Raw genomic sequence first — 20,975 nt, forward strand, 5'->3', positions numbered from 1 at the left:
GATGAGACGGTGGCCGCAGGTCACAGCATAGATCCCGCTCGTTGGCGGGAGGCGTTCGAGGGCCTGATGGGCCGGATCGCGGGCCGGTTTGTCCGGGTCGAACCCCGCCTGCGAGCCGGGCGGTTGGTGCTGGGCCTGCTGTCGGACCTGCCGCGCAAGAACTGCTGGACGATCGCCGAGTGGGCCGGGGAGGCCAGCCCGCACGACATGCAGCATCCGCTGTGCCGGGCCGTCTGGGACGCCGATGCCATCCGCGACGACGTGCGCGAATACGTCGTCGAGTATCTCCGCGACGACCAGGCGGTGTTGGTCGTCGATGAGACCGGTGACGTGAAGAAAGGCGCCCACACCGTCGGGGTCCAGCGCCAGTACACCGGCACCGCGGGGCGGATCGAGAACTCCCAGGTCGCGGTCTACCTCGTCTACGCAGGCGCCCGGGGACACGCGGCGGTGGACCGGGAGCTGTACATCCCGCGCTCCTGGACGAACGACCCGGACCGCTGCCGAGCAGCGGGACTCGGCGAGGACACCGTCTTCGCGACCAAGCCGGAACTGACCCGCACGATGATCGAACGGTTCCTCGACGCCGGACACCGTGTCGGCTGGGCCACGGGTGACGAGGTCTACGGCGGCAACCCGAAACTGCGCACGGCGCTGAGCAACGCGGCATCGGCTATGTCCTCGCCGTAGCCTGCTCGGCCGAAATGACCACCAGTGCGGGTAGGTTCCGTGCTGATTCCCTGGCCGGGAAGGTGCCAAAGCGGGCCTGGCAGAAGCTCTCGGCCGGACGTGGTGCGAAGGGAGAGCGGTTGTACGACTGGGCCGTCATCGATCTCGCCGACCCGGCGCCGGGCAGGCACCAGCTCCTGATCCGCCGCAACCGCACCTCCGACGAACTCGCCTACTACCGCTGTCATTCCACCGAGCCAGCGCCACTGGCCACCCTGGTCAAGGTCGCTGGCTCCAGGTGGCGTGTGGAAGAGACCTTCCAGGCCGGCAAGGGGCTGGCGGCCACATGATCTTCTAATCGGTGGGCAGCGCCCTGGGCGTGCTCGCCTCCACCGGCCTCTACGCAGTGGCGGGCTGGGGTGCGGTGTTCCTGCTGGCGCCGTTCAGCCTGCTGGCGCTCGCCCTAATGGGCCCTGAGAGCGGCGGGTTCGTCGCGCTGCTCGTACGCCCACACCGCCAGCTGCGTGCGCGAGGTGAACCCCAGCTTGCTCAGGATGCGTTCGACATGGTTCTCTGCGGTGCGCTGGGCGATCGTCAGGCGCGCCGCGATGTCCTTGTTCGCGAGGCCCTCGGCGACCAGCTCCGCGACCTGGCTCTCGCGCCGCGTCAGCCCCGGCGCCCCGGCCGCGTCGTCCAGTACGTAGGCCATCGCCTCGTCCACGGTGGCGCGCGCACCGCGGCGGAACTCCCGGTCGAAGGCGGCGGCGGGCAGCGCCTCCCGTACCGCGGCTTCGAAGCGCAGATGCTGCGCGCGCATGAACGGTGCCGAGCCGAGCCGTCCGCCCACCGACTCCCACAACATGTGCAGCACGCCCAGGAGCCGGGCCGCGCGCCGCGGGGCGTCCTGGGTACTCCACGCGATGACCTCCACGCACATGGCCACGTCCCACCAGTCCTGGAACGGGCGCAGCCGGGCGATGGCCGCCCTGGCGTGCGCGATCGCGTCGGCGGGCGCGCCCGCGCGCCGGGCCAGCAGGGCGCGGGCGAGCAGGGCCATGCCGTGCAGCCATGACTCGTCGTGAGCGCGGGCGGCCGCCTCGACCTCGCCGCACGCCTCGTCGGCCGCGGCGACCTCACCTCCGTAGGCGTGCGCGATGGCGAACTTGACCCGGCATTCGAGGGCCACGTCGAGGCAGCCCTGCGCGCGGAACTCGGTGCGCGCCCGCGCGAACAGCTCGGCGGCGCTCGTGAAGTCCTCGCGCCAGACGGCGAGGATCCCGTGGTGGTGCCACACCCACGCCGACTCCCGCCGGTGGCCGCCTCGCCGGGCCGCCGCCTCGCACGCGGCGAGGGCGAGCCGCACATCGGCGTCCGGGTCGCCCTGCAGGATGCGCAGATACGTGTCGGTGACCTGGGCCTGTACGCGGACGGCGGCGTCCGGGCCGGCAGCGTCGTCGCCGTCGTCCTGCGCGTGGTCGGCGGCGAGCAACTGCGACAGCCAGCGGCGGCCCTCGGACAGCAGGCCCGCGGTGATCCAGTAGTGCCGGGGCGACACGGCCAGGGCCAGACCGGCCCGTGCCTGTCCCGGCCGCTCCAGGCAGAACTCCAGGGCCGCGCGCAGGTTCGGGTGGTCCAGGCGCAGCCGCGTGAACCAGTCGACCTGCCGGGGCCCGAACCACTCCTGCCCGACCCGTGCGGTTAGTTCGGCGTACCGGTCCCGGTGGCGGCTGCGGAGCGCGTCGAGCGAGCCGGACGTGGCCAGCCGCTCGTGCCCGTACTCCCGTACCGTCTCCAGCATGTGGTAGCGCGAACGCCCGTGCTCCTGGCGACAATTGAGGATCGACCTGGCCACGAGCGCGTCGAGGGTGTCGAGCAGTGCGGCGGGCGGCAGTTCGACGTCCGTGCAGACCCGTTCGAGGCTCTCCAGGCCGAAGCCGCCGCGGAACACCGAGGCCCGCGCCCACAGCAGCCGCTCGCGTTCCGTGCACAGTTCGTGGCTCCAGTCGATCAGCGCGCGCAGGGTGCGCTGCCGGTCGGCGGCGACGCGGCGGCCCCCGGTCAGCAGCGCGAACCGGTCCGTGAGCCGCTCCAGGATCTCCTGCGGCGTCAGGCTCCGGATGCGGGCCGCGGCCAGCTCGATCGCGAAGGGCAGCCCGTCCAGACGGCGTACGAGCTCGGCGACGGCAGCGGCGTCGGACTCGGTCACGGCGAAGCCGGGCAGCACGGCGGCGGCCCGGTCGGCGAACAGCGCGACGGCCGGATTGCGGCTCAGGGCGCGCACGCCGTGCCCCGCATCCGCGTCCGGCACTGGCAGCGGCTCCACGGGGAAGACTTGTTCGCCCGCGATACCGAGCGGCTGCCGGCTGGTCGCCAGGACGCGCAGCCCGGGTGCGGCCCGCAGCAGCGCGTCGGTGAGGCGGGCGCACGCGTCGATCAGGTGCTCGCAGTTGTCCAGGACCAACAGGGCGCGGCGCTCGCCAAGCCGGGCGGCGAGGGCGGCCGTCGCATCGGCGCCGGGACGCCCCGGGTTCGCCACGTCGAGGGTGCCGAGGACGCTCGGTGCGAGCAGCTCGGGGTCCCGCAGGTCGGCGAGTTCGGCGACGTACACGCCGTCAGGGAAGGCGGAGCGCGCCGCGTCCGCCGCCACGCGCAGCGCCAGCCGAGTCTTGCCCACGCCGCCTACCCCGCTGAGCGTGACCAGACGCGCGCCGGAGAGCATCTGCGCGATCCGGGCCGTCTCCGCCCGTCGCCCGATCAGCGATGTCAGTTCGCCGCCGAGGCCGACGAACGCCCCCGTGGCTGCCCCCGTTTCCATAAGCGGCCATCTTACGGACGCTCGGCGACGGCACCGTCACCGCGGACGCACAGGAATTGAGTAGTTCTCCCGTTGCCCCGCGCGCGCACCCGCCCGAGACTCGATGACGCGGTATCGGACGATCATGCGAGGTGTGCGTTGTCGGCAGGCGCGGCGGCAGCACGGAAGCGGGCCGGGCAGCTGGGGGAGCGGGTGTGGACCTATCAGGGGACCCTGCCGCGCAGGCCCTTGACCGTGCTGGTCCCGCTCGTGATCTCGTTTATCGTGCTGTGCACCCTCGCCGGTGACCACTACGACGTGGAGTCCTCGTTCCGCCTCGCGTTCTGGGCGGTACTCGGGGCGGGCGCGGTGTGCGTCGCCCTCTGCGTCCGGCACACCCGGATCCGGATCCGTGAGTACGAGCACGGCTTCGAGCTGCGCCGACCTGGGCGTCGCACGTTGCGGTACGGGTGGCAGGAGATCGCGTCCATCGAGTCGACCCAGGTGTCCGTCCACATCAACCTGGGCCACTCCCACGATGTGCTCAAGACCGTGATCCGTCCCTACGTGGGCGGCAGGATCCGTCTCAGGGGCCTGGACTACGTCAAGGTCCGCGAGGAGTCCGGCTTCTGGCGGCTGCTTTCGAGGGCGACCCCCGACACCGGTGAACGCTTCGTCGCGACCGCGACGCAAGCCGTCGCCGAGGCCGTTGCTCAACGCCATCTGGACGAACTCGGCGCGGGCGGCGAACTCCGCTGGGGTGCCTTGACGTTCACCAGCGAAGGGCTGACGCTTGACCCCTTCCCCGGTCAGGTGCCCTGGTCTCGGATCACCCTCCTCTCTGCAGCCCCGGGCAAGGGCGTCCGGCTCGACGTACGGGGGCTGGCCGAGCACGTCGGCAGCCGGGCCCTTTCGCCGCGCGCGACGAAGGCGGGCTACCGCACCGAAGGGGACCGGCTGAAGGTGTTCATGCCCCTCCATCGCCCCGGATCGGACTACGCGGCGCTGAGCATCCTGCTCGCCCACGGCCCCGCCCTGCGCGGCGAGCGACGCGAAGGACGCGAGCGATGACGAAACGTGGGACGCGGTGGCAGGCCGGGCAGGCAAGGGGGCGCACTGCCCTCGCAGCGTGAGTACTTAGTGGTCGGCGCTGGAATTCCTTCGGGGGTTGACCTCGGAGTCGGTGCTGTGCGTGTTGCCTGGTCAGATGTCGGAGGCGGGGAGGTACAACCCGCAGGCGCAGTCGAGTGCCTCTTCGGGGGTGCCGGCGAAGCTGCCGGTGGGCAGGATGGTGTCCTCGTACTTGTCGCTGCTGGCGAGGTAGAGGGCGAAACCCCAGGTGCTGGCGGAGCCGCCGTAGCGCAGCCGCATCAGCTTGACGGTCTCGCCCTCGGGCAGTTCGCCGTCCACGTAGGCGAACTGCCCGCGGTGGCGGATATCCAGGCCGGCGAGCTGCGGCCAGGCGGTACGGGCGTGTGCGGTCAGTTTCTGGGCGAGGGAGGACTTGGTCGACTCCGGCACGGTGGGCATGGGGATCATCCTGCCTGTTCGTGGTGTCGGGGGTGCGGCAGGATCCGGTCGGTAAGATCCACTTCTGCTGATCGGCCTGCCTGCTGTGCCCGTTGCCGCCGCCCGCCCGATATCGCTGGCCGCTTCGCAACGACAGCGGCTGAAGAAGATGGCCCACGGCCACAAGATCCCCACCAGGCCCGGTTGCGTGCTCATATCGTGCTCCACGCGGCACGCGGACGCTCCAACGCGCGCATCGCCCGCGAGACGGGCCTGCACCTGGACACGGTCCGCACATGGCGGGACCGGTTCGCCCGGCAGGGCATCGCGGGTCTGACGGACCGGAAACGGTCCGGCCGCCCGTCCTCGTTCACCGCGCTGCAGACAGCCCAGGTCAAAGCGCTGGCCTGTCGGCTGCCCGCCGAAACCGGCACACCCCTCTCCCGCTGGTCGTGCCCGGAACTGGCCCGCGAAGCCGTCACACGCAACATCGCCGACTCCCTGTCGGCTTCCACCGTGCGCCGCTGGCTGGCCGAGGACGCGATCAAGCCCTGGCAGCACCGGTCCTGGATCTTCATCACCGACCCCGGCTTCCGGCCCAAGGCCTAGCGCGTGCTGGATGTATACGCCCGCACCTGGCAGGGCCGACCGCTCGGCGAGGACGAGTACGTCATCAGCGCGGACGAGAAGACCTCCATCCAGGCCCGCTGCCGCTGCCACCCGACCCTCACGCCCGGGCGGGCCAGAGCGATGCGCGTCAACCACACCTACGGCCGGGGCGGCGCCCTGGCCTATCTGGCCGCCTACGACGTCCGCCGCGCGAAAGTGTTCGGCCGCTGCGAACCGCGGCATGTCCGCGCTGGTGTCGCTGCTGGAGCAGGCCGTGAGCGTGAGTGCTGCTGCGGTGCAGAGCGCGGCGGCGGTGTGCGGGTGTTCATGGCCCCCATGGAACACATGGTGTTTACGGGGAACATGGTGCCTGTGTCGGCGGGAGGACACGGCCGGGAGTGCGGTAAGCGTCATGTCCCGCGAACACTCTTGCGTCGGCGGGGAGGACACGGGTCTGGGAGTTCCCGAACGAACTGCGTTCTGGAAGAAACACCCATAGCCGGTCCGCCAGTTGATTCTGGGCACCCGGAAAGAGACCAATACAGGTCTTTGTTCCGTACCATCGCTGGAACACAACTTGCAGCAGTAACCTCTGCAGCTCCCACGCTCCAGCAGAAAGAGCACGTGTGTTCGATTTTGTACTCGGGCTGAGAGTAAACGGGCTGCAGACCTTGAAGGAGCGATAAGTCCCATGTCCAAGACCGAAACTGCGGCTACCGGCCTGACAACGCAGTACGCCACCCAGGTGGCCACTGACCTTGAGAACAACCTCAAGGAGCAAGAACGCATCAGCGGTGACATCGCAGCGCTGCAGGAGCAGCTGGCCGCCCTCCAGCACGAACACGCCGTCCTGGTGAATGTCCAGAAGGCCCTTGACGTTACCCCGGCAGCTCAGAAGCCTGCGACCGGCCGTGCCGCAAAGGCCGTGCCCGCGCCCCGCAAGAAGACCACCACCGAGTCGAACCAGAGCAAGCGGACGCAGGCCAAGAAGCCTGCCGCAGCTTCCCGGAAACCGGCCGCCAAGAAGAACTCGCCGAAGAAGACCGCAGACAAGACGACGGCTTCACCAGCAGCGCAGCGCACCCTCGTCGAGATCGTCCGCGAGCACCTGGCCGCACAGAGCGAACCGCGCTCCGCAGCCGAGATCACCACCGCGCTGGGGCAGCAGCACCCCGAACGCGACATCAAGACCACCGTCGTACGCACCACGCTCGAAGGGCTGGTGGCCAAGAACCAGGCCCAGCGCAGCAAGCAGGGCGCCTCCGTTTTCTACGCGGTGCCCGAGACACCGGAAGCTTCCACAGCAGGGAAAGACAGCCAGGAGCAGCCCGCCTGAACACGAGGCCAGCGCTGACACCGGTGTCCCCGGGGTCTTCTCCCTGCACCCTGTGGGACACCCAGTGGCCCCCCGGCATGCCGGGCGCCGACTGTGGCAGAACGCCATTGCACCGTCGTGTCAGGAACTCAACCGGCCGGCCGCGCTCCCCGCGGCGCTGCCTTTGCCTATGACCACGTCCGCCCTGGTCATGCGGCAGGTGCGTACTCGTGGAGGATGCCGCCGAGGCGATCGGATCGTCGTATGTCGAGGCGGGCTGTCTGGCCCAAATCCGCGATCGGCGTGGGCGAGAGGTTCAGCGGGCGGCCGTTGGTGATGCCCTGGTGCGGACGGTGTTCGTCGAGGTGCGGACGGTGTTCGTCGAACCGTTCGAGCTCGCGCAGGGGCTTTCCGGTTCAGAGTGCACGCCGTGCACACCGCGGACTCGCGGGACGCGCCAGCGCCGACCCAAGTGGCGTGGCATGCGCGGCGTGGCCTGGCCCCCGCTCAAGGGCCAGGCCGTGACCAACGTCCCCGGCATCGTGACCGGTGTCCGCACCACCGGCTCCAAGGGCTACTGAATCCAGGACCCGAGCCCCGACGACAACCCTCGAGGGCGCCCCGTCAAGGTCAGCGACACCAGGGTCGTCGGCCGCACCACGGAGTACGACGAGGTGTGGGTGACCACCAAGCCGGCGGAGAACCCCACTCCGCGCGGTGGCACCGTCTACGCGTCGTACGACCATCCCAACACCGGCCGCATCCAGGTGATGTCCATGTCCCTCGACACCACCACGGGCTTCCCGCAGGCCAACGTCGGTGACGTACCGGCACCACCGAGGGCCCGCTGGACCACGCGTCGTACGGCGTGAAGCAACGGCGCCGCGGTCACGTACTCGCCAGGGCGGATCAACCCGACGAGCAAGGCGTGGACGAACAGCCGCAAGCCGCTCGTCGGCCAGTTCGAGTTCCGCGGCAAGACGGTCTTCGTGGGGCCGTCCGCTGCGGGTCCTCGTGCCGTCGTCCTCCCCGGCTTCCTCCGGACCGCGGCCGAGCCCGTCGAGGAGCAGGGCGAGCCCTCCCAGGAACTCCTGGTCGGCGCCGACGTTCCGGGCGTGCCGGGCGGTCTGCGTCATGTACGGGAACTCGGCGGGCGGCAGCTCGGTGATGGGCACGGTGCCCGCGCCGGACAGGGCCCCGAGGTATTCGAGCTGGATGGCTCCGATGACGTAACTGAGCAGGCCGCGCAGGGCGAGGCCCCGCCGCTCGCCCTCGATGCCCGCCTCGGTGAGGATGGCGAGCACGGCCTCCGACCAGCGCAGCACCCCTTCGACAGGCATCGCATCACGTTGGCTGACCGGCGTGGGATGATTTTGTGGTTGGTCGTGCCGGGGAGGGGTTCGCTCGTGTATTCCGCGCTGCCGTCTCGCTCAGAACAGTGCTAGGCCCTCGCCGCTGGTGTCGGTGATGACTGGCCGGAACTGGGCAGGGAGGCCGTCCAAGCGGTCAGGACCGGCCGCGGCGGCCACGGCAGGGGCCGTCTCGGCCAGCCAGATGCGAAACCGCTCGGCGGCTTCGCGGTAGGGGACTCGCGCCAGGACACGGTGCTCGCCGGAGGGGCAGAAGTCGACGGCGACAGTGAGCAGGCAGGAACGGGGCGCGTTCTGACTGCCCGTCCAGGACACGCGCAGGACACCGCAGGGCTTGCGCCCGCGGGGGGCGCGGTGGGTCGGGCGCAGCGATCGGCAGGCTATGTGGGCGGTCCATGCGGCGAGGTGCGGCAGGGGCAGGGTGGTGCGTGCGCGGCAGCCGGGGCAGCGGTGCCAGTGGCGGAGCCAGTCGTCGGTGTCGGTGTCGAAGAGGCGTGTGTAGCGGTTCGCCACGCGGATGTCGTTGCTGTACAGGTGGTCGGGGCGTTCCTGTGTGTTGCAGGACTGGCAGACGGGGGCGCGGACGTAGCCGTGTTCGTGGCAGTGGTCGAGGACGGCGGCGGGCGCAGTGCGGCAGACGGCGCACGCCCACCCAGCCACCCTGCGGGAGGTACCGGGCTTCCTGCTGAGCACCGAGTACAGCTGGCCTTCCAACTCTCGGTTGTACGGGCGCAGTGAGGCGGTGGGGCCCTCGGGGCTCGTCGTCTGCCGACCGTCGGCGGCTCGGGCCTGCCGTGGGTGGGAGGGCGGCTCAGTGACGGCTGCGCTTGCCTGGCGGGTCCGCGCGGCTTGCACCCACTGCGTTTCGGTGTGCTCGGCCGCATCCAGCAGCCTGACCACAGCGCGCGGCAGCCACCACGTCCGCTGCGTCCCGTCACGGGTCTGCTCCACGAGTATCTGTCGCCAGTCGATCCCCGCCAGATGGTACGGCCGGCCGACTTCACGTCGTGCTGCCCGCTCGGGGCCGCCCGGCTCCTGCAGTTCCCCCGTGATGCGCTGGCGCCAACGCAGCGGCGTTTCCTCGTTGCACTCCTGCCTCGGCGCCCGACGAAACGGACCGATGCGGACCAGGTCCTGCTCATCCATCCCCACCGCGTTCAGTTCTGCGGCCGCCCGGCGCACCTCAACCTCCGGAACACTCCACTGACCGCCGCTCGCCCTCACCGTCGCCACCACATGGCCGCCGAGGAGGACGTACCCCACCCGGGCATGGGCAGGAGAGCGGGTGAATGCCCCAGAAGCCGTAGGCACAGCACTGTCGGCCGTCAAATCGACCCACAGAGCGTCCGCGGTACCCAGGGTGATCAGGCCGTCCGTACGACCGGGCATGACACGCTCTGACATACCGACAGGCTAACGGCCTGCAACGCGGCAACGGGTCTCCAAGCGCCTCGTTCAGCCGGGCCGCCGCCCACGCCGCATCCGCCGCCCGCAACTCCTTGTTCCTGAGTATCTGGTTCGTCAGCACCTCCGGTGCCCGCAGCCTCACCACCAGAACGTCGTGCTTGCCATCGAAGCGTCTCTTCTCATGCGGCCAGCACAGCCGCGATGGCGGCCAGGGCGAGGAAGGCGAGGGCGGCCAGGGTGCAGTCGACCGCGCGGCGCAGTCGGCGGAACTTGCCCAGGGCGATGACGGACAGGACGCGGACGCGTGCGGCGCGGGTGTCACCGGTCCGCGGATCTCGGTCTCGGTCAGCCGTGCCCAGTGCGGGAACGAGGCCCGGTCGCTGCCGCTGAGGCAGGGGCGGACGACCATGAGGAGCAGGACGGTTGCGGTGCCGAGCGCGGTAGCAGCGAGGATGCCGAGGACCGTGGCGGGGGTCGGCAGCCGGCGCCCGGCGAGGGTAGCGAGTCCGGCCAAGGTGGCCCCGTTGAACGCCAGGAGTAAGGAGGCTTTGCCGTCGGTGCGGCCGATCTCCGTGGTGACAGCCGCGAGCGCTTCGGCCAGGTTCGTGTCGGTGGTCGCGGGAGACGATCGAAGCGTTCCAGGCGCCGCCGGAGGCGGTGATGGCTCGCGCAGGTCGCTGGGGATGGCCATGGCACCGGCGAATGGTGTTGAACAGCAGGTACCACTGGGCGCCCGGCGCCATCAGGAACATGCCGCCGACGTTGATGGTCAGGCGTTCTTGATGAAGAACCACACCGCGAGGGGAAAGAGGACGTTGGCGGGGAAGGACGCCAGCACCTGCACCACCGGCTGAGCGATGCGGGTCAGCCGCGGCGAGAAACCGATCTTCACCCTGATCGGCACCCAGACCAGCGTGGCCACCGCGACCAGCACCGCGACGCGGGCGAGGGTTGCAAGGCCCAGCAACAGCGGCTCACCGAACACGCCGAGGCCGGTGCGGTCGTAGAGGTAGTGGCCGAGGTCGACCAGTCCCCACAGGATCAGCCCGTCGGCGACCAGGGCGAAGGCGATGTCCCCGGTGCGCTGATGCGGGACAGGCGGCCCGCGAACCGAGCGGAGAGGGACGTCCGCGAGGCGGGGGTGCTCGTCCGGAACGACATCAGGAACCTCCAACCACGCTCCGACCCTCCCGCACCGGACACGACCGCACCGAGGGCCGGTGCCGCCTGCCCGGGCAGCGTGGCCCGGCATGCCAAGAAAGCACTAAGGAAAGCAGACGGAGAAAGCGGATGGTTTTCTGCGGGCCGGGTGCAGAGCGCGCACCGCCGCAGCCTCCCGTCGCGGCCGCGCGCTCTGGATGTCACGGCCACCGGTTACGGGAAGTGATCAGAGACTGCCGTTGAGGCAACGGGGACTGGATGGGTCGACGTCCACAGTGCCTCCGTTCAGTCATGCGGTTCCGGGGCAGGAGAGCACGGCCTCGCGAGGTGCGAGAGGCGGTGCCGCCACGTAGTGTGCCGTTCATTGCGCAAATACGCAATTAGAGCCATGGCTGCCCTCCGGCCGGCCCGGTGGGATATCCGGTGCATGAGCGCACCCGAGGGTTTGCGTCCAGGATCAGGGCGGTGAGGGTGCCGACGCCCGGCAGGGTGGTGAGGGCCTTCACGCGCGGGTCGCCTCGCGCCTGGGCGAGCAGTTGCCGGTCCAGGGCGTCGATGGGTTCTTTAGGGGCGCCGATCAGCGCCAGGAGGTCGGTGACCACGCGGTGAGAGGCGTCGAGTAGGTCCAGACCGTCGAGCCAGGCCCGGCCCGGGGCGGTGAAGTGGCTGCCGGGGCGGTCGCGGCCGTGGTCGGCCAGAACGGCGTGGATACGGTTGCGCAGCAGGGTGCGCAGGCGGACGTGATGGCAGCGGTGTCGCAACAGGGCACGCTGCTGACGTACCTCGAGCGGGGCGATCCATGCCTCTGGCAGGAGGTCGGCGCGCAGCAGCTGGGCGAGGGTGGACGCATCGACCTTGTCGTTCTTCAGCCGTGCGGAGGCGATGGCCTTGCGGCGCAGTGGGTGCACCAGATGGGGTTCGAAGCCGTGGTCTTCCAGCAGTTCTACCAGCCAGCCCCAGCCGTAGGCGGCCTCGAAGGCCACCGGGGCGCCGATCGGCAGATCCCCGATCACCGACAGGACCGGTCGGATGCCGTTGGGCACGTTGCGGTTGGTTCGCACCGCGCCGTCGCCCTCGACCACAGCGATCTGCGACCGCTTGCGGTGCACGTCGATACCGACGTAGACAGATATTAATAGCTCCTTCTTGAGCTCGCACATATCCGGACGATAGATATCACCGGGCTGAGCAGGGAACGGCCGGCTCCGCGGCCGACCGGGACCGATGTCCATTCGATACCCCGTTCCGCAAGTGCGTCCCGCTGCTGCTCGGTGAGTTCATGGCGGCATCGTTCGGGTGGCTCAGAACTCCATGCTGACCCTATGAGGGCCTGGCCCCCACCGCAGCCGGAGCCTGCGCATCCGGAGGTGCGGTACCGGGTACCCGTGGGCTTACCCGCCGCTGACCGTCCCCTTCCGCGCGGGCGGTACCGTTCAGCGGGGGCGCAAGGACGCAAGGGCAGTCACGGGAGACCGGCGACGGTGAAGCAGCGCATCAGGCAGGGCAGGTCCTACGGGGCGCTGACGAGTGCGGTGGCGGCAGTCCTGGCACTAGGCGGCTGCGGAGCGGGCGGTGGCGGTGGAACCGGCCCGGCCGCCAGCTCGTCGCAGCCCGCCCCAACCGGGAGCGGCGCCCGCACCGTGCCGCGCCCCTCTGCCGACGCTGCCGCCTGGCACAAGTGGGGCCTGACGCCGCTGCCCGCGGCCCCCGAGCCCCCGGCTGACAAGCCCATCAAGCTCTCCGCCACCGGTCCGGTCCCGGTTTTCGCGCACGTACCGACCTCACAGAAGGTCGTCTTCATCACCATCGACGACGGACTGGAGAAGGACCCCAGGTTCATCGAGATGATGTGGGACTTGAAGGTCCCGATCACGATGTTCCTGATGAACGACGCCATCAAGGCTGACTACGCGTACTTCAAACCGCTGCAGGCGATGGGCAACCACATCCAGAACCACACCCTGCACCATCCTCCGATGAACACCATCCCGCTGGCCCGCCAGAAGGAAGAGGTGTGCGGCGACCAGAAGATCCTCACCAAGGAGTACGGCACCGCGCCGCTGCTGTTCCGCCCGCCCTATGGCGCGTACAACCACGACACCAAGATCGCGGTGGGTGAGTGCGGACCTCGGGCGATCGTCTGGTGGCGGGAGTCCATGCAGATCCGCAATCTGGCGTATCAGGTACCGGACAAGAAGCTGCACCCCGGCGACATCATCCTGGCCCACTTCCGCGGGCCCGCGGAGCTCAAGGGCGCCACGATGACACAGATGTTCGCCAATCTACTCAAGGGCATCCAGGAGCAGGGGTTCGCCGTGGCCCGCCTGGAGGACTACATCCAGCCACCAGCCAGGTGAGTCCCGAAGCTCCGTCGTTCCACCGGCCCGGCGGCAGGACACCGCCAGGGGCGTGTCAGGCCGGTGTGTGGGGACCTCACCGCACCCGGCGCAGGCCGCGCTGTACCGCTCGGTGCGGACGGGCCCTTCGACCGGGCATGCGGGACGCAACTCGCCCGGCCCCGCCCCGCGCTGGAGCGCCCGAAAGCCTGGCCCTGCACCAACACTCGTCCGCGGACCGGCCGTCTCCCCCGGGGCGCCGTCGCCCGATCGTTCGTCTGCGGCCCGTTCCACCCGCTGGGCTTCTCGAACGGTCTTTCACGCCGTCTGGTGGGCTGGTCGATCGCCGACCACATGCGCACCTCGCTGGTCGCCGACGCGCTCAGGGCAGCCGCCGCGACCTTCGGCAGCCTGGCCGGAGCCGTATTCCACAGCGATCACGGAGCCAGTACACAGCTCGCGAATTCGCCGACATTTGCGCTCAGTTGGGGGCCAGGCAGTCCATGGGCGCGGTCGGCACGAGCGCGGACAACGCACTCGCCGAGTCATTCAACGCGGCCCTCAAACGTGAGACGCTCCGTGGCGCCCGCCGCTTCAACGGGGCCCGCGCGCCGCCTGGCGGTCTTCCGCTGGACCACGCGCTACAACACCCGCCGACGGCACTCGGCGAACGGACATCAGGCGCCGATCGCCTACGAACGACAGTCAGCTAACCTGACACTTGCCGCATAACGACACGAACAGGTGTCCACTTGTCGGGGCAAGGCCCAAGACCGGGTAGTTGGGGCTTGCAGATCATCAACTTGCTGATTTGCTCTTGAGGGGGATGACGATGCCTGCTGTAGTCGCGAGGTCGTGGAGGGCGTCCAGGACGGCGAGTTGATGGTCGGCGCGCTGGATGACATGTCCGGCGGTCTGGAGGAGTTGGCGGACATCGCGGATGCGCCGGTTGACCGTTCCAGGATGGACGTTGAACAGGGTGGCGACGGCGACCTGGGGCAGGGCCAGGCGGTAGTGCAGCACGGTGGCCAGGAGCCGGTCGGCGAGGGTGAGCATCGGCCGGCGTCCGGTGGTGCCGTCGCCCTTGATGCGGGGCCGGTGGCCACGCCGCTTGTCCAGATCGGCTTCGCGCTGGTCCTCGTGGAGGGCCAGGAGCCGCCTCGACACCCTCCCCCTCCCGTACGACCGTGCCCGGGTCAACTTCGCCTACGGCCAGACCCTGCGCCGCGCCGGCAAGCGCCGCGAGGCCGACACCGTCCTGACGAACGCCCGCGACGCCTCCGTACGTACGTCGAGCGCTGCGACCGGGAACTCCAGGCAGGCGGCCTGCACTCCGCCGCCTGGCCCCCGGCATGGCCCAACTTCCCCATAGGAACAGGCGGTGGCCCGACTCGTGGCTGCTGGCGCCACCAATCAGCAGGTGGTGCTGGAGCTGTTCATCTCGGTCAAGACCGTCCAATACCACCTGACACACGTCTATTCCAAGCTCGGCATCCGCTCCCACAGCGAACCGGCCGCGCGCTTCCGAGAGATGCCGTTTTCCGAGTGATCGACCGCGGCCGAGGCGCCCTGGATCACCGCGCTCCTGAGCCCGGCTCCAGCCGTGTGCCGCTCGAAGAGTCATCGCTGCACGTCGCGTCGCATATCTGTACTCGTTGATGAGGCCGGGGAGCCGCGTCCGCGGCAGTCTCCGAGGATCGCAATCATGCGCCCCGGCGTCGGGCTGTGGCTGATGTTGTCCCTGGTGGCGACAGGCGCAGCTGCCGCACGGCCGGGCGGGTAGGTATGGGGAGGTGTGCGGTCGTGCGGACCTTCCAGGAGTGTGGTGGTTCCGCGGGCTTACCCGAGCCGGCCGTATCGGGGGTCAGCGGTCGAGGAGTTCCCGGCGCCGCTGCGCGCGCAGGACGAAGTGCTGAGTCTTCCCGCTGGGGGTCTTGGGCAGCTCGTCGGCGAAGTGGATCAGGCGCGGGTAGGCGTGTGCGGCGTACCTGCGCTTGACGAGTTGCTGCAATTCCGTGACGAGCGCGTCGTCTCCGACCGTGCCGGGGCGCAGCACGACGAAGGCCTCGACCACCTCGCCGCGCAGCGCGTCGGGCACTCCGACGACCGCGGCTTCGGCCACCTGGGGATGCTGCAGCAGGACGCTTTCGACGTCGAAGGGGCCGATGCGGTAACCGGCCATGATGATGACGTCGTCGTCGCGGGCGGAGAAGAAGAAGTGGCCGTCCTCGTCCCTGATTCCGGCGTCGCCGGTGAGGTACCACCGGCCGCCGTCCGAGAAGCGTTCGGCGGTCTTCTCGGGTGCGCCGGCGTATCCCGAGAACCACATGAGGGGGCTGTCCGTCACCTTGACCGCGACACGGCCGATGGTGCCCGCCGGGGCCGGCTCGTCCCGGTCCTCGAACAGGACCTCGGCCGACCAGCCGGGCAGCGGTCTGCCCATCGAGCCCGGCCGGAGCGGAGACCGTATCGCATCGGCCCATCCGTTGGCGATGACCATCCCGTGCTCGGTCTGCCCGTAGTGGTCCCTGACGGGGACACCGAGCGTCTGCTCGGCCCACGAGATGACCTCGGGGGTGAGGGGCTCGCCCGCGGACGAGGCCGTGCGCAGCCGCAGACCGTCGGGTGCGGGTTCGGGCGCACTGCGCAGACTGCGATAGACGGTGGGTGCGGCGGTGAGGTTCGTCACTCCGAACTCGCGTATGACCTGCCATGTCAGGGCTGCGGAGAAGCCGGAGTGCAGCAGGAGGCTACGGGTGCCGGCGGCCAGCGGACCGAGGATGGCGTAGTACAGCCCATAGGCCCAGCCGGGGTCGGCGGCGTTCCAGAACACGTCGTCGGGGCGAACGTCAAGGCCGTATTCCAGGTAGGCCTGGAACGATGCCAGCGCCTTGAGCGGAACGGGGACGCCCTTGGGGGCGCCCGTGGTGCCGGAGGTGAAGAGCTGGACCAGGGTCCCGTGCCCGCCTCGGGCCACCGGCCTGCCCTCCGGCTCGTCACCGCGGTACGAGGCGAGCAGCCGGTCGAAGGACAGTTGGCCTTCTCCCGGCTCGCCACCCGCGACCACGACTTGCCATGAGGCGTCGCCCGGGATGTCCTCGCCGGGGTCGAGCTTGGCTCGCTGGGCTGCGTCGACCACGACGGCCTTCGCCGCACTGGCCTCCAGCCGCATCGCGATGGCCGGAGGGCCGAACGCTGTGAACAACGGCACATGGACCGCCCCGCGCCGCCAGATACCCAGCAGCGCCACGACCAAGTCGGCGGACTTGCCCATCAGCACGGCGACGGCGTCACCGGGCGCGACGCCGATACCCGCGAGGGCGGCGGCGAACCGAGCCGAGTCGCGGCGGAGCCGGCCGTAGGTGAGGTCCTGGCTGGTCAGGTCCGCCTCAATGACGGTGAAAGCCACCTCGTCCGCGGGGTGCCGGTCGCAGAGCAGTTCCGCCGCGCAGGCGTCCGGAGAACCGAACAGAGACAGCAGTTCCGCGACCCGGTCCGGCGGGGCGGGCGAAACAGCGGATTGCCCCTTTTCCGAAAGCGATTGGGTGATACCGACCACGACCGTCTCCTTCCTGGCCCCGCCGCTCATGCTTTGCGGTGGCGTTACGGCGCCTTATGCTCCGTGTCACGCGGATGGCTGAATACCCCCGGAAAGGGGTAGGGGCAATGCACTCTTTTTCGGGCGCGTCGATGCGCCCCGACGATGGGGATGCCTTCCGGCAGGCCCTTCGACTCGCCCAGGGGCACGCGGACCTTCCTGTCGTCTTCGGAGGTCCGGTGCGGGGCGACGTCCTGAACCTGACCCAGCTGATCGGGGTCCGGACCGCCGGGCTCCGGGGGCTCACCGTCAACCCCGCCGCCGGGCTGGGTGGACAGGTGATGGTACGGCGCCGTCCCGCGGCCGTGAGCGACTACAAGTCAGCCGACTCGATCACGCACGACTACGACAGGCCCGTACTCGCGGAGGGCATCCGCTCGATCGTCGCCGTGCCGGTCATGGTCTCCGGCGCGGTGCGTGGCGTCCTCTACGGAGCCTCACGTGACTCGCTCCCGCTGGGGGAGCGTGCCACGGACGCGGTGGTGGGCGCCTCGCGACGGCTGGCGCACGAGCTCGCCACACGGGACGAGGTCGACCGACGGCTGAAGTTCCAACAGGTCTCGGAGACCAACCCCTCCTGCCCCAAGGCCCGGATCGGGATCGAGGAGGTCCGCGAACTGCACGCGGAGCTGCGCGTCATCGCCCAGGCCGTACAGGAGGACGCACTGCGCGACCGGCTCCTCGACGCCTCCCGACGCCTGGCCGCCCTCAGCGTGGCGCCCGAGCCGGAACGCCGCTCGCCGCTGGCACCACGGGAGATCGACGTCCTGGCGCAAGTGGCTCTGGGATGCAGCAACGCGGAAGCCGGCGCACGTCTGTCCCTGCGCCCCGAGACGGTCAAGGCCTACCTGCGCAGCGCCATGCGCAAGCTCGACGTCCACACACGTTTCGAGGCCGTGGTCGCCGCGCGCCGCCACGGCCTTCTGCCCTAGAACACACGGCCTGGCCCACCGGTTTCGGTATCGTGCCTCGACTTGACGAGAAGATGACCGAGGACGTCGAGGCCGCCGCGCCGGAGCTGATGCGGAAGGTCGAGGACTTCGGCGGCGCGGTCTCCGCCATCGAGCACGCTCCCAGAAGCAGGAGACCGAGCGCAGCGGCGCCCTACTGCATCGCCGGGGAGACCGACCCCGGCGAGCGCGTGATCGCCTGTCCGTTCCGGCGATTGCCACCGGAGACCTGTTCCGTGCCCATGTCGGCGCCGACATTACTCTGGTCCGCCAGGCCAAGCAGTACATGGACTCGGCGCCCTGGTGACCGACCACGTCACGGCAGCCATGACGGCCGACGCCTCGCCGAGGAGGATGGCTTTCTGCCAGACGGCCTCCCCCCACGCTGCCGCAAGCTGAACTCCTGCACCAGACTCTCACCGAGAGGACACAGGCCTCGACCGGGCCCTGGCTTTCGACGTGGTGGCCGACGAGGACGTCGGGCGAAGGCTGTCCGGGCGCCGGGTCTGGTCGGTGAGCGCCCGCAGCACGGCGTGCGTGTCGAATGGCTGTCCGGGGCGCGCTGCCCCGGTGATGCCGAGCCGCGTGGTCCCGGCGCCTCAGCGCTAACGCGGGCTCATCCGCAGGGCGCCGTCCATCCGGAGGGTCTCACCGTTGAGGTAGTCGTGCTCGGTGACCATGGTGACCAGGCGGGCGAACTCGGCCGGCTGGGCGAGGCGCGCGGGGAACGGCACGCTCGCGCCGAGGCCGGCGCGGACCTCGTCGCTGAAGCCCGCCATCATCGGGGTGTCCACGATGCCCGGGGCGATGGTGACCACGCGTATGCCGTGCTGGGCGAGATCGCGGGCCGCGGTGACGGTCATCCCGGCCACCCCGGCCTTGGACGCGGCGTAGGCGATCTGGCCGATCTGGCCCTCGAAGGCGGCGATGGACGCGGTGTTGACGATGACTCCGCGCTGCCCGTCGGCGTCGGGCTCGTGCCGGGCGATGGCGTCGGCGGCCAGCCGCAGCACGTTGAAGGTACCGAGCAGGTTGACGTGGAGCACTGTGCGGAACAGGTCGAGGTCGTGCGGGCCCTTGCGGCCCAGGATGCGGGCCGACGGGGCGATTCCGGCGCAGTTGACCGCGACTCGCAGCACGGCGCCGTCGGCGTCGATACGGTCCAGCGCCGCACGCACCGGGGCCTCCTCGGTGACGTCGGCGGCGAGCAGGGTGACGCCGTCCGGCTGGGGTCCCGCCGCGGCGACGGCCTGCTCCAGGTCGAGGCCGTAGACCGTCGCACCGCGCGCGGCGAGTTCCGCCGCCGTGGCGGCGCCCAGGCCGGAGGCGGCGCCGGTGACGAGTGCTGCTGATCCCGTGATGTTCATGGACTGGCTCCTTGGGCGTGAAAGGGGCGTCAGCGGGCGAGCCCGCGGCTGATGACAAGGCGCTGGATCTGGTTGGTGCCCTCGAAGATCTGCATGATCTTCGCCTCGCGCATATAGCGCTCGGCCGGAAAATCGCGGGTGTAGCCGTACCCGCCGAGCACCTGGACGGCGTCGGTGGTGACCTTCATGGCGGCGTCGGTTGCGATGAGCTTGGCGACGCTGGCCTGGCGGCCGAAGGGCATGCCCAGATCGCGGCGGCGGGCCGCGTCGAGGTACGTCGCGCGGGCGGAGTCGACGGCCGCGGCCATGTCGGCGAGCAGGAATCCCAGGCCCTGGTGGTCGACGATCCGCCGGCCGAAGGTGGTGCGCTCGTTGGCGTACTCGACGGCGGTGGTGAGCGCGGCCTGGGCGAGGCCGGTCGCGCAGGCGGCGATGCCGAGCCGGCCGCAGTCCAGCGCGCTGAAGGCGATCTGGAGGCCCTGGCCCTCGACCCCGATGAGCCGGTCGGTGTCCAGGAGTGCACCGTCCCAGTGCGCCGAGGTGGTGGGGACACCATGCAGGCCCATCTTCCGTTCCGGCCTGCCGAAGCTCAGGCCCTCGGTCGCGCCGGGGGCGAGGAAGCAGGAGATGCCGTGGCCGCCGGGCGCCGTACGGGCGAAAAGGGCGTAGAAGCCGGCCTTGCCACCGTGGGTGATCCACGCCTTGGAGCCGCTGATCCGGTAGCCGTTGTCCGTTCGCTCGGCCCTGCAGGAAAGGGCCGCTGCGTCGGAGCCGGCCTGCGGCTCGGACAGGCTGTAGCCGCCGACCAGGCTGCCCGCCAGCATGTCCGGCAGCCAGCGCTCCTTCTGGGCCTCGGTGCCGAAGGCGACCAGCGGGTGGCAGGCCAGGGTGTGGACGCTGGTGGCGACAGCCACGGCCGCCCACCGTGCGGCGAGCTCCTCCAGCACCTGCAGGTAGACCTCGTAAAGCTGGCCTCCGCCGCCGTACTCCTCTGAGTACGGCAGGCCGAGCAGTCCGGCCCGGCCGAGGGTGGCGAACAGGCCCTCCGGATACGTCTCGGTGCTCTCGTGCTCCTCGACCCGAGGGGCGAGTTCCTTCTCGGCGATCTCTCGGGTGAGGGCGATGAGGTCCGCCGCCTCGAGGGTGGGCAACAGGCGGTCGACGTCCATGACGGCTCCAACGGTACTCAGGGCGGTACGCCAGTACCGCTTACCGTAGCGCAGCCGGAACCTGAAATACTGTCCGAGTGATCGAGACCTCAGCTGCCGACGTCCCGAAGACAACCGGGCGAGGTGCCGCCCGCCGGTCCGAGTTGTTCGAGGAGCTGACGGGCCTCCTGATCCGCGACGGGTTCGCCCAGCTGACCCTGGACGATCTCGCCGCGCGGCTGCGCTGCTCCAAGCGCACGCTCTACGGCCTCGCGAACAGCAAGGAACAGCTCGTTCGAGCCGCAGTGGTGCATTTCTTCCGCCGCGCGACCACCCGGGTCGAGGCCGCCGTGGTCGCCGAGACCGATCCCGCTCGGCGGTTGACCGCCTACCTTCGAGCCGTATCGGCGGAACTCGCACCGGTGTCGAGGCAGTTCTTCGACGACGTGGCGGCCTTCCAGCCGGCGGCCGAGGTCTACGAGCGCAACACCCGTGTGGCGGCCGGACGGGTGCAGCAGTTGATCGCGGAGGGCGTGGCGGCGGGGGCCTTCCGCGAGGTGCACGTCGCCTTCGCCGCCGAGGTCATCACCTCGGTGATGGTGCGCATACAGCGCCGCGAGGTGGCGGCATCCACCGGCCTGGCCGACGCCGAGGCATACGAGCAGCTCGCTGAGCTCCTCCTGCACGGTCTCACCCGCCAGGCCTGAGCCTGATCGGATGGACAGGCGCGGAGGACGCTGCG

Annotated in this window: 19 protein-coding genes and 3 pseudogenes; 11 read left to right on the top strand and 11 right to left on the bottom strand. The window is 70.1% G+C overall.

Features of this window, described 5'->3' with window-relative positions:
• Positions 1 to 66: 66 nt before the first annotated feature.
• A pseudogene (locus ACFY4A_RS25835) lies at positions 67 to 1,013 on the top strand (IS701 family transposase); the annotation flags it as partial.
• 119 nt (positions 1,014 to 1,132) lie between these two features.
• On the opposite strand, the gene ACFY4A_RS25840 reads toward ACFY4A_RS25835, so the two are convergent.
• Positions 1,133 to 3,484: an ATP-binding protein gene (locus ACFY4A_RS25840; protein WP_390831730.1), complete on the bottom strand. Its 2,352-nt coding sequence runs from the start codon at positions 3,482 to 3,484 to the stop codon at positions 1,133 to 1,135.
• Between the two features lie 138 nt (positions 3,485 to 3,622).
• On the opposite strand from ACFY4A_RS25840, the gene ACFY4A_RS25845 reads away from it, so the two are divergent.
• Positions 3,623 to 4,534, top strand: coding sequence for a hypothetical protein (locus tag ACFY4A_RS25845; protein ID WP_390831731.1), 912 nt, complete (start codon positions 3,623 to 3,625; stop codon positions 4,532 to 4,534).
• Between the two features lie 132 nt (positions 4,535 to 4,666).
• Here the strand turns inward: ACFY4A_RS25845 and ACFY4A_RS25850 are convergent, their stop codons facing one another.
• Positions 4,667 to 4,993 carry a hypothetical protein gene (locus tag ACFY4A_RS25850; protein ID WP_390831732.1) on the bottom strand — a complete coding sequence of 109 codons (327 nt, stop codon included), beginning with the start codon at positions 4,991 to 4,993 and terminating at the stop codon, positions 4,667 to 4,669.
• Positions 4,994 to 5,191: 198 nt separating this feature from the next.
• On the opposite strand from ACFY4A_RS25850, the gene ACFY4A_RS25855 reads away from it, so the two are divergent.
• The 4 genes from ACFY4A_RS25855 to ACFY4A_RS25870 all read left to right on the top strand — a co-directional run bounded on the left by ACFY4A_RS25855 (position 5,192) and on the right by ACFY4A_RS25870 (position 7,768).
• Positions 5,192 to 5,581, top strand: coding sequence for a helix-turn-helix domain-containing protein (locus ACFY4A_RS25855; RefSeq protein ID WP_390831733.1), 390 nt, complete (start codon positions 5,192 to 5,194; stop codon positions 5,579 to 5,581).
• Positions 5,582 to 6,272: 691 nt separating this feature from the next.
• Positions 6,273 to 6,917 (top strand): hypothetical protein, encoded by a 645-nt coding sequence (locus ACFY4A_RS25860; protein WP_390831734.1) that lies wholly within the window; start codon positions 6,273 to 6,275, stop codon positions 6,915 to 6,917.
• Between the two features lie 209 nt (positions 6,918 to 7,126).
• Entirely contained in the window at positions 7,127 to 7,477 is a 351-nt protein-coding gene (locus tag ACFY4A_RS25865) for a hypothetical protein (RefSeq protein ID WP_390831793.1), read from the top strand.
• Between the two features lie 99 nt (positions 7,478 to 7,576).
• Positions 7,577 to 7,768 carry a hypothetical protein gene (locus ACFY4A_RS25870; RefSeq protein ID WP_390831794.1) on the top strand — a complete coding sequence of 64 codons (192 nt, stop codon included), beginning with the start codon at positions 7,577 to 7,579 and terminating at the stop codon, positions 7,766 to 7,768.
• A 192-nt stretch (positions 7,769 to 7,960) separates the two neighbouring features.
• Here the strand turns inward: ACFY4A_RS25870 and ACFY4A_RS25875 are convergent.
• The 5 genes and pseudogenes from ACFY4A_RS25875 to ACFY4A_RS25895 form a co-directional block, all read right to left on the bottom strand.
• A pseudogene (locus ACFY4A_RS25875) lies at positions 7,961 to 8,236 on the bottom strand (TetR/AcrR family transcriptional regulator); the annotation flags it as partial.
• 90 nt (positions 8,237 to 8,326) lie between these two features.
• Entirely contained in the window at positions 8,327 to 9,448 is a 1,122-nt protein-coding gene (locus ACFY4A_RS25880) for an endonuclease domain-containing protein (RefSeq protein ID WP_390831787.1), read from the bottom strand.
• Position 9,449: 1 nt separating this feature from the next.
• Entirely contained in the window at positions 9,450 to 10,364 is a 915-nt protein-coding gene (locus ACFY4A_RS25885) for a Pycsar system effector family protein (protein WP_390831735.1), read from the bottom strand.
• A gap of 78 nt (positions 10,365 to 10,442) precedes the next feature.
• Entirely contained in the window at positions 10,443 to 10,847 is a 405-nt protein-coding gene (locus tag ACFY4A_RS25890; protein ID WP_390831736.1) for a hypothetical protein, read from the bottom strand.
• Between the two features lie 367 nt (positions 10,848 to 11,214).
• Positions 11,215 to 11,994: a transposase gene (locus ACFY4A_RS25895; protein WP_390831737.1), complete on the bottom strand. Its 780-nt coding sequence runs from the start codon at positions 11,992 to 11,994 to the stop codon at positions 11,215 to 11,217.
• Positions 11,995 to 12,315: 321 nt separating this feature from the next.
• Here ACFY4A_RS25895 and ACFY4A_RS25900 point away from each other — a divergent pair, with 321 nt between their 5' ends.
• Positions 12,316 to 13,191, top strand: coding sequence for a polysaccharide deacetylase family protein (locus ACFY4A_RS25900; protein ID WP_390831738.1), 876 nt, complete (start codon positions 12,316 to 12,318; stop codon positions 13,189 to 13,191).
• Positions 13,192 to 13,488: 297 nt separating this feature from the next.
• Positions 13,489 to 13,902 (top strand): annotated as a pseudogene (locus ACFY4A_RS25905) (transposase); the annotation flags it as partial.
• Positions 13,903 to 13,968: 66 nt separating this feature from the next.
• On the opposite strand, the gene ACFY4A_RS25910 reads toward ACFY4A_RS25905, so the two are convergent.
• A complete protein-coding gene (locus ACFY4A_RS25910; protein WP_390831739.1) occupies positions 13,969 to 14,337 on the bottom strand; it encodes a transposase family protein in 369 nt (122 codons plus the stop codon).
• 214 nt (positions 14,338 to 14,551) lie between these two features.
• On the opposite strand from ACFY4A_RS25910, the gene ACFY4A_RS25915 reads away from it, so the two are divergent.
• Complete coding sequence (locus ACFY4A_RS25915) at positions 14,552 to 14,719, top strand: helix-turn-helix transcriptional regulator (RefSeq protein ID WP_390831740.1); 168 nt, start codon at positions 14,552 to 14,554, stop codon at positions 14,717 to 14,719.
• A gap of 315 nt (positions 14,720 to 15,034) precedes the next feature.
• On the opposite strand, the gene ACFY4A_RS25920 is transcribed toward ACFY4A_RS25915, so the two are convergent.
• Positions 15,035 to 16,729, bottom strand: coding sequence for an AMP-binding protein (locus tag ACFY4A_RS25920; protein ID WP_390831741.1), 1,695 nt, complete (start codon positions 16,727 to 16,729; stop codon positions 15,035 to 15,037).
• Between the two features lie 107 nt (positions 16,730 to 16,836).
• On the opposite strand from ACFY4A_RS25920, the gene ACFY4A_RS25925 reads away from it, so the two are divergent.
• Complete coding sequence (locus tag ACFY4A_RS25925) at positions 16,837 to 17,700, top strand: LuxR C-terminal-related transcriptional regulator (protein ID WP_390831742.1); 864 nt, start codon at positions 16,837 to 16,839, stop codon at positions 17,698 to 17,700.
• A gap of 623 nt (positions 17,701 to 18,323) precedes the next feature.
• Here ACFY4A_RS25925 and ACFY4A_RS25930 read toward each other — a convergent pair.
• Together ACFY4A_RS25930 and ACFY4A_RS25935 are read right to left on the bottom strand one after the other, a co-directional pair.
• The gene (locus tag ACFY4A_RS25930; protein ID WP_390831743.1) at positions 18,324 to 19,085 is read right to left on the bottom strand and encodes an SDR family NAD(P)-dependent oxidoreductase; all 762 of its coding nucleotides are present in this window, start codon (positions 19,083 to 19,085) and stop codon (positions 18,324 to 18,326) included.
• Positions 19,086 to 19,114: 29 nt separating this feature from the next.
• Positions 19,115 to 20,254 carry an acyl-CoA dehydrogenase family protein gene (locus tag ACFY4A_RS25935; protein WP_390831744.1) on the bottom strand — a complete coding sequence of 380 codons (1,140 nt, stop codon included), beginning with the start codon at positions 20,252 to 20,254 and terminating at the stop codon, positions 19,115 to 19,117.
• A gap of 77 nt (positions 20,255 to 20,331) precedes the next feature.
• Between ACFY4A_RS25935 and ACFY4A_RS25940 the strand changes: the two genes are divergently transcribed.
• The gene (locus ACFY4A_RS25940) at positions 20,332 to 20,940 is read left to right on the top strand and encodes a TetR/AcrR family transcriptional regulator (RefSeq protein ID WP_390831745.1); all 609 of its coding nucleotides are present in this window, start codon (positions 20,332 to 20,334) and stop codon (positions 20,938 to 20,940) included.
• Positions 20,941 to 20,975 lie beyond the last annotated feature (35 nt).

Source organism: Streptomyces sp. NPDC001292 (assembly GCF_042896465.1).
Classification (GTDB): Bacteria; Actinomycetota; Actinomycetes; order Streptomycetales; family Streptomycetaceae; genus Streptomyces.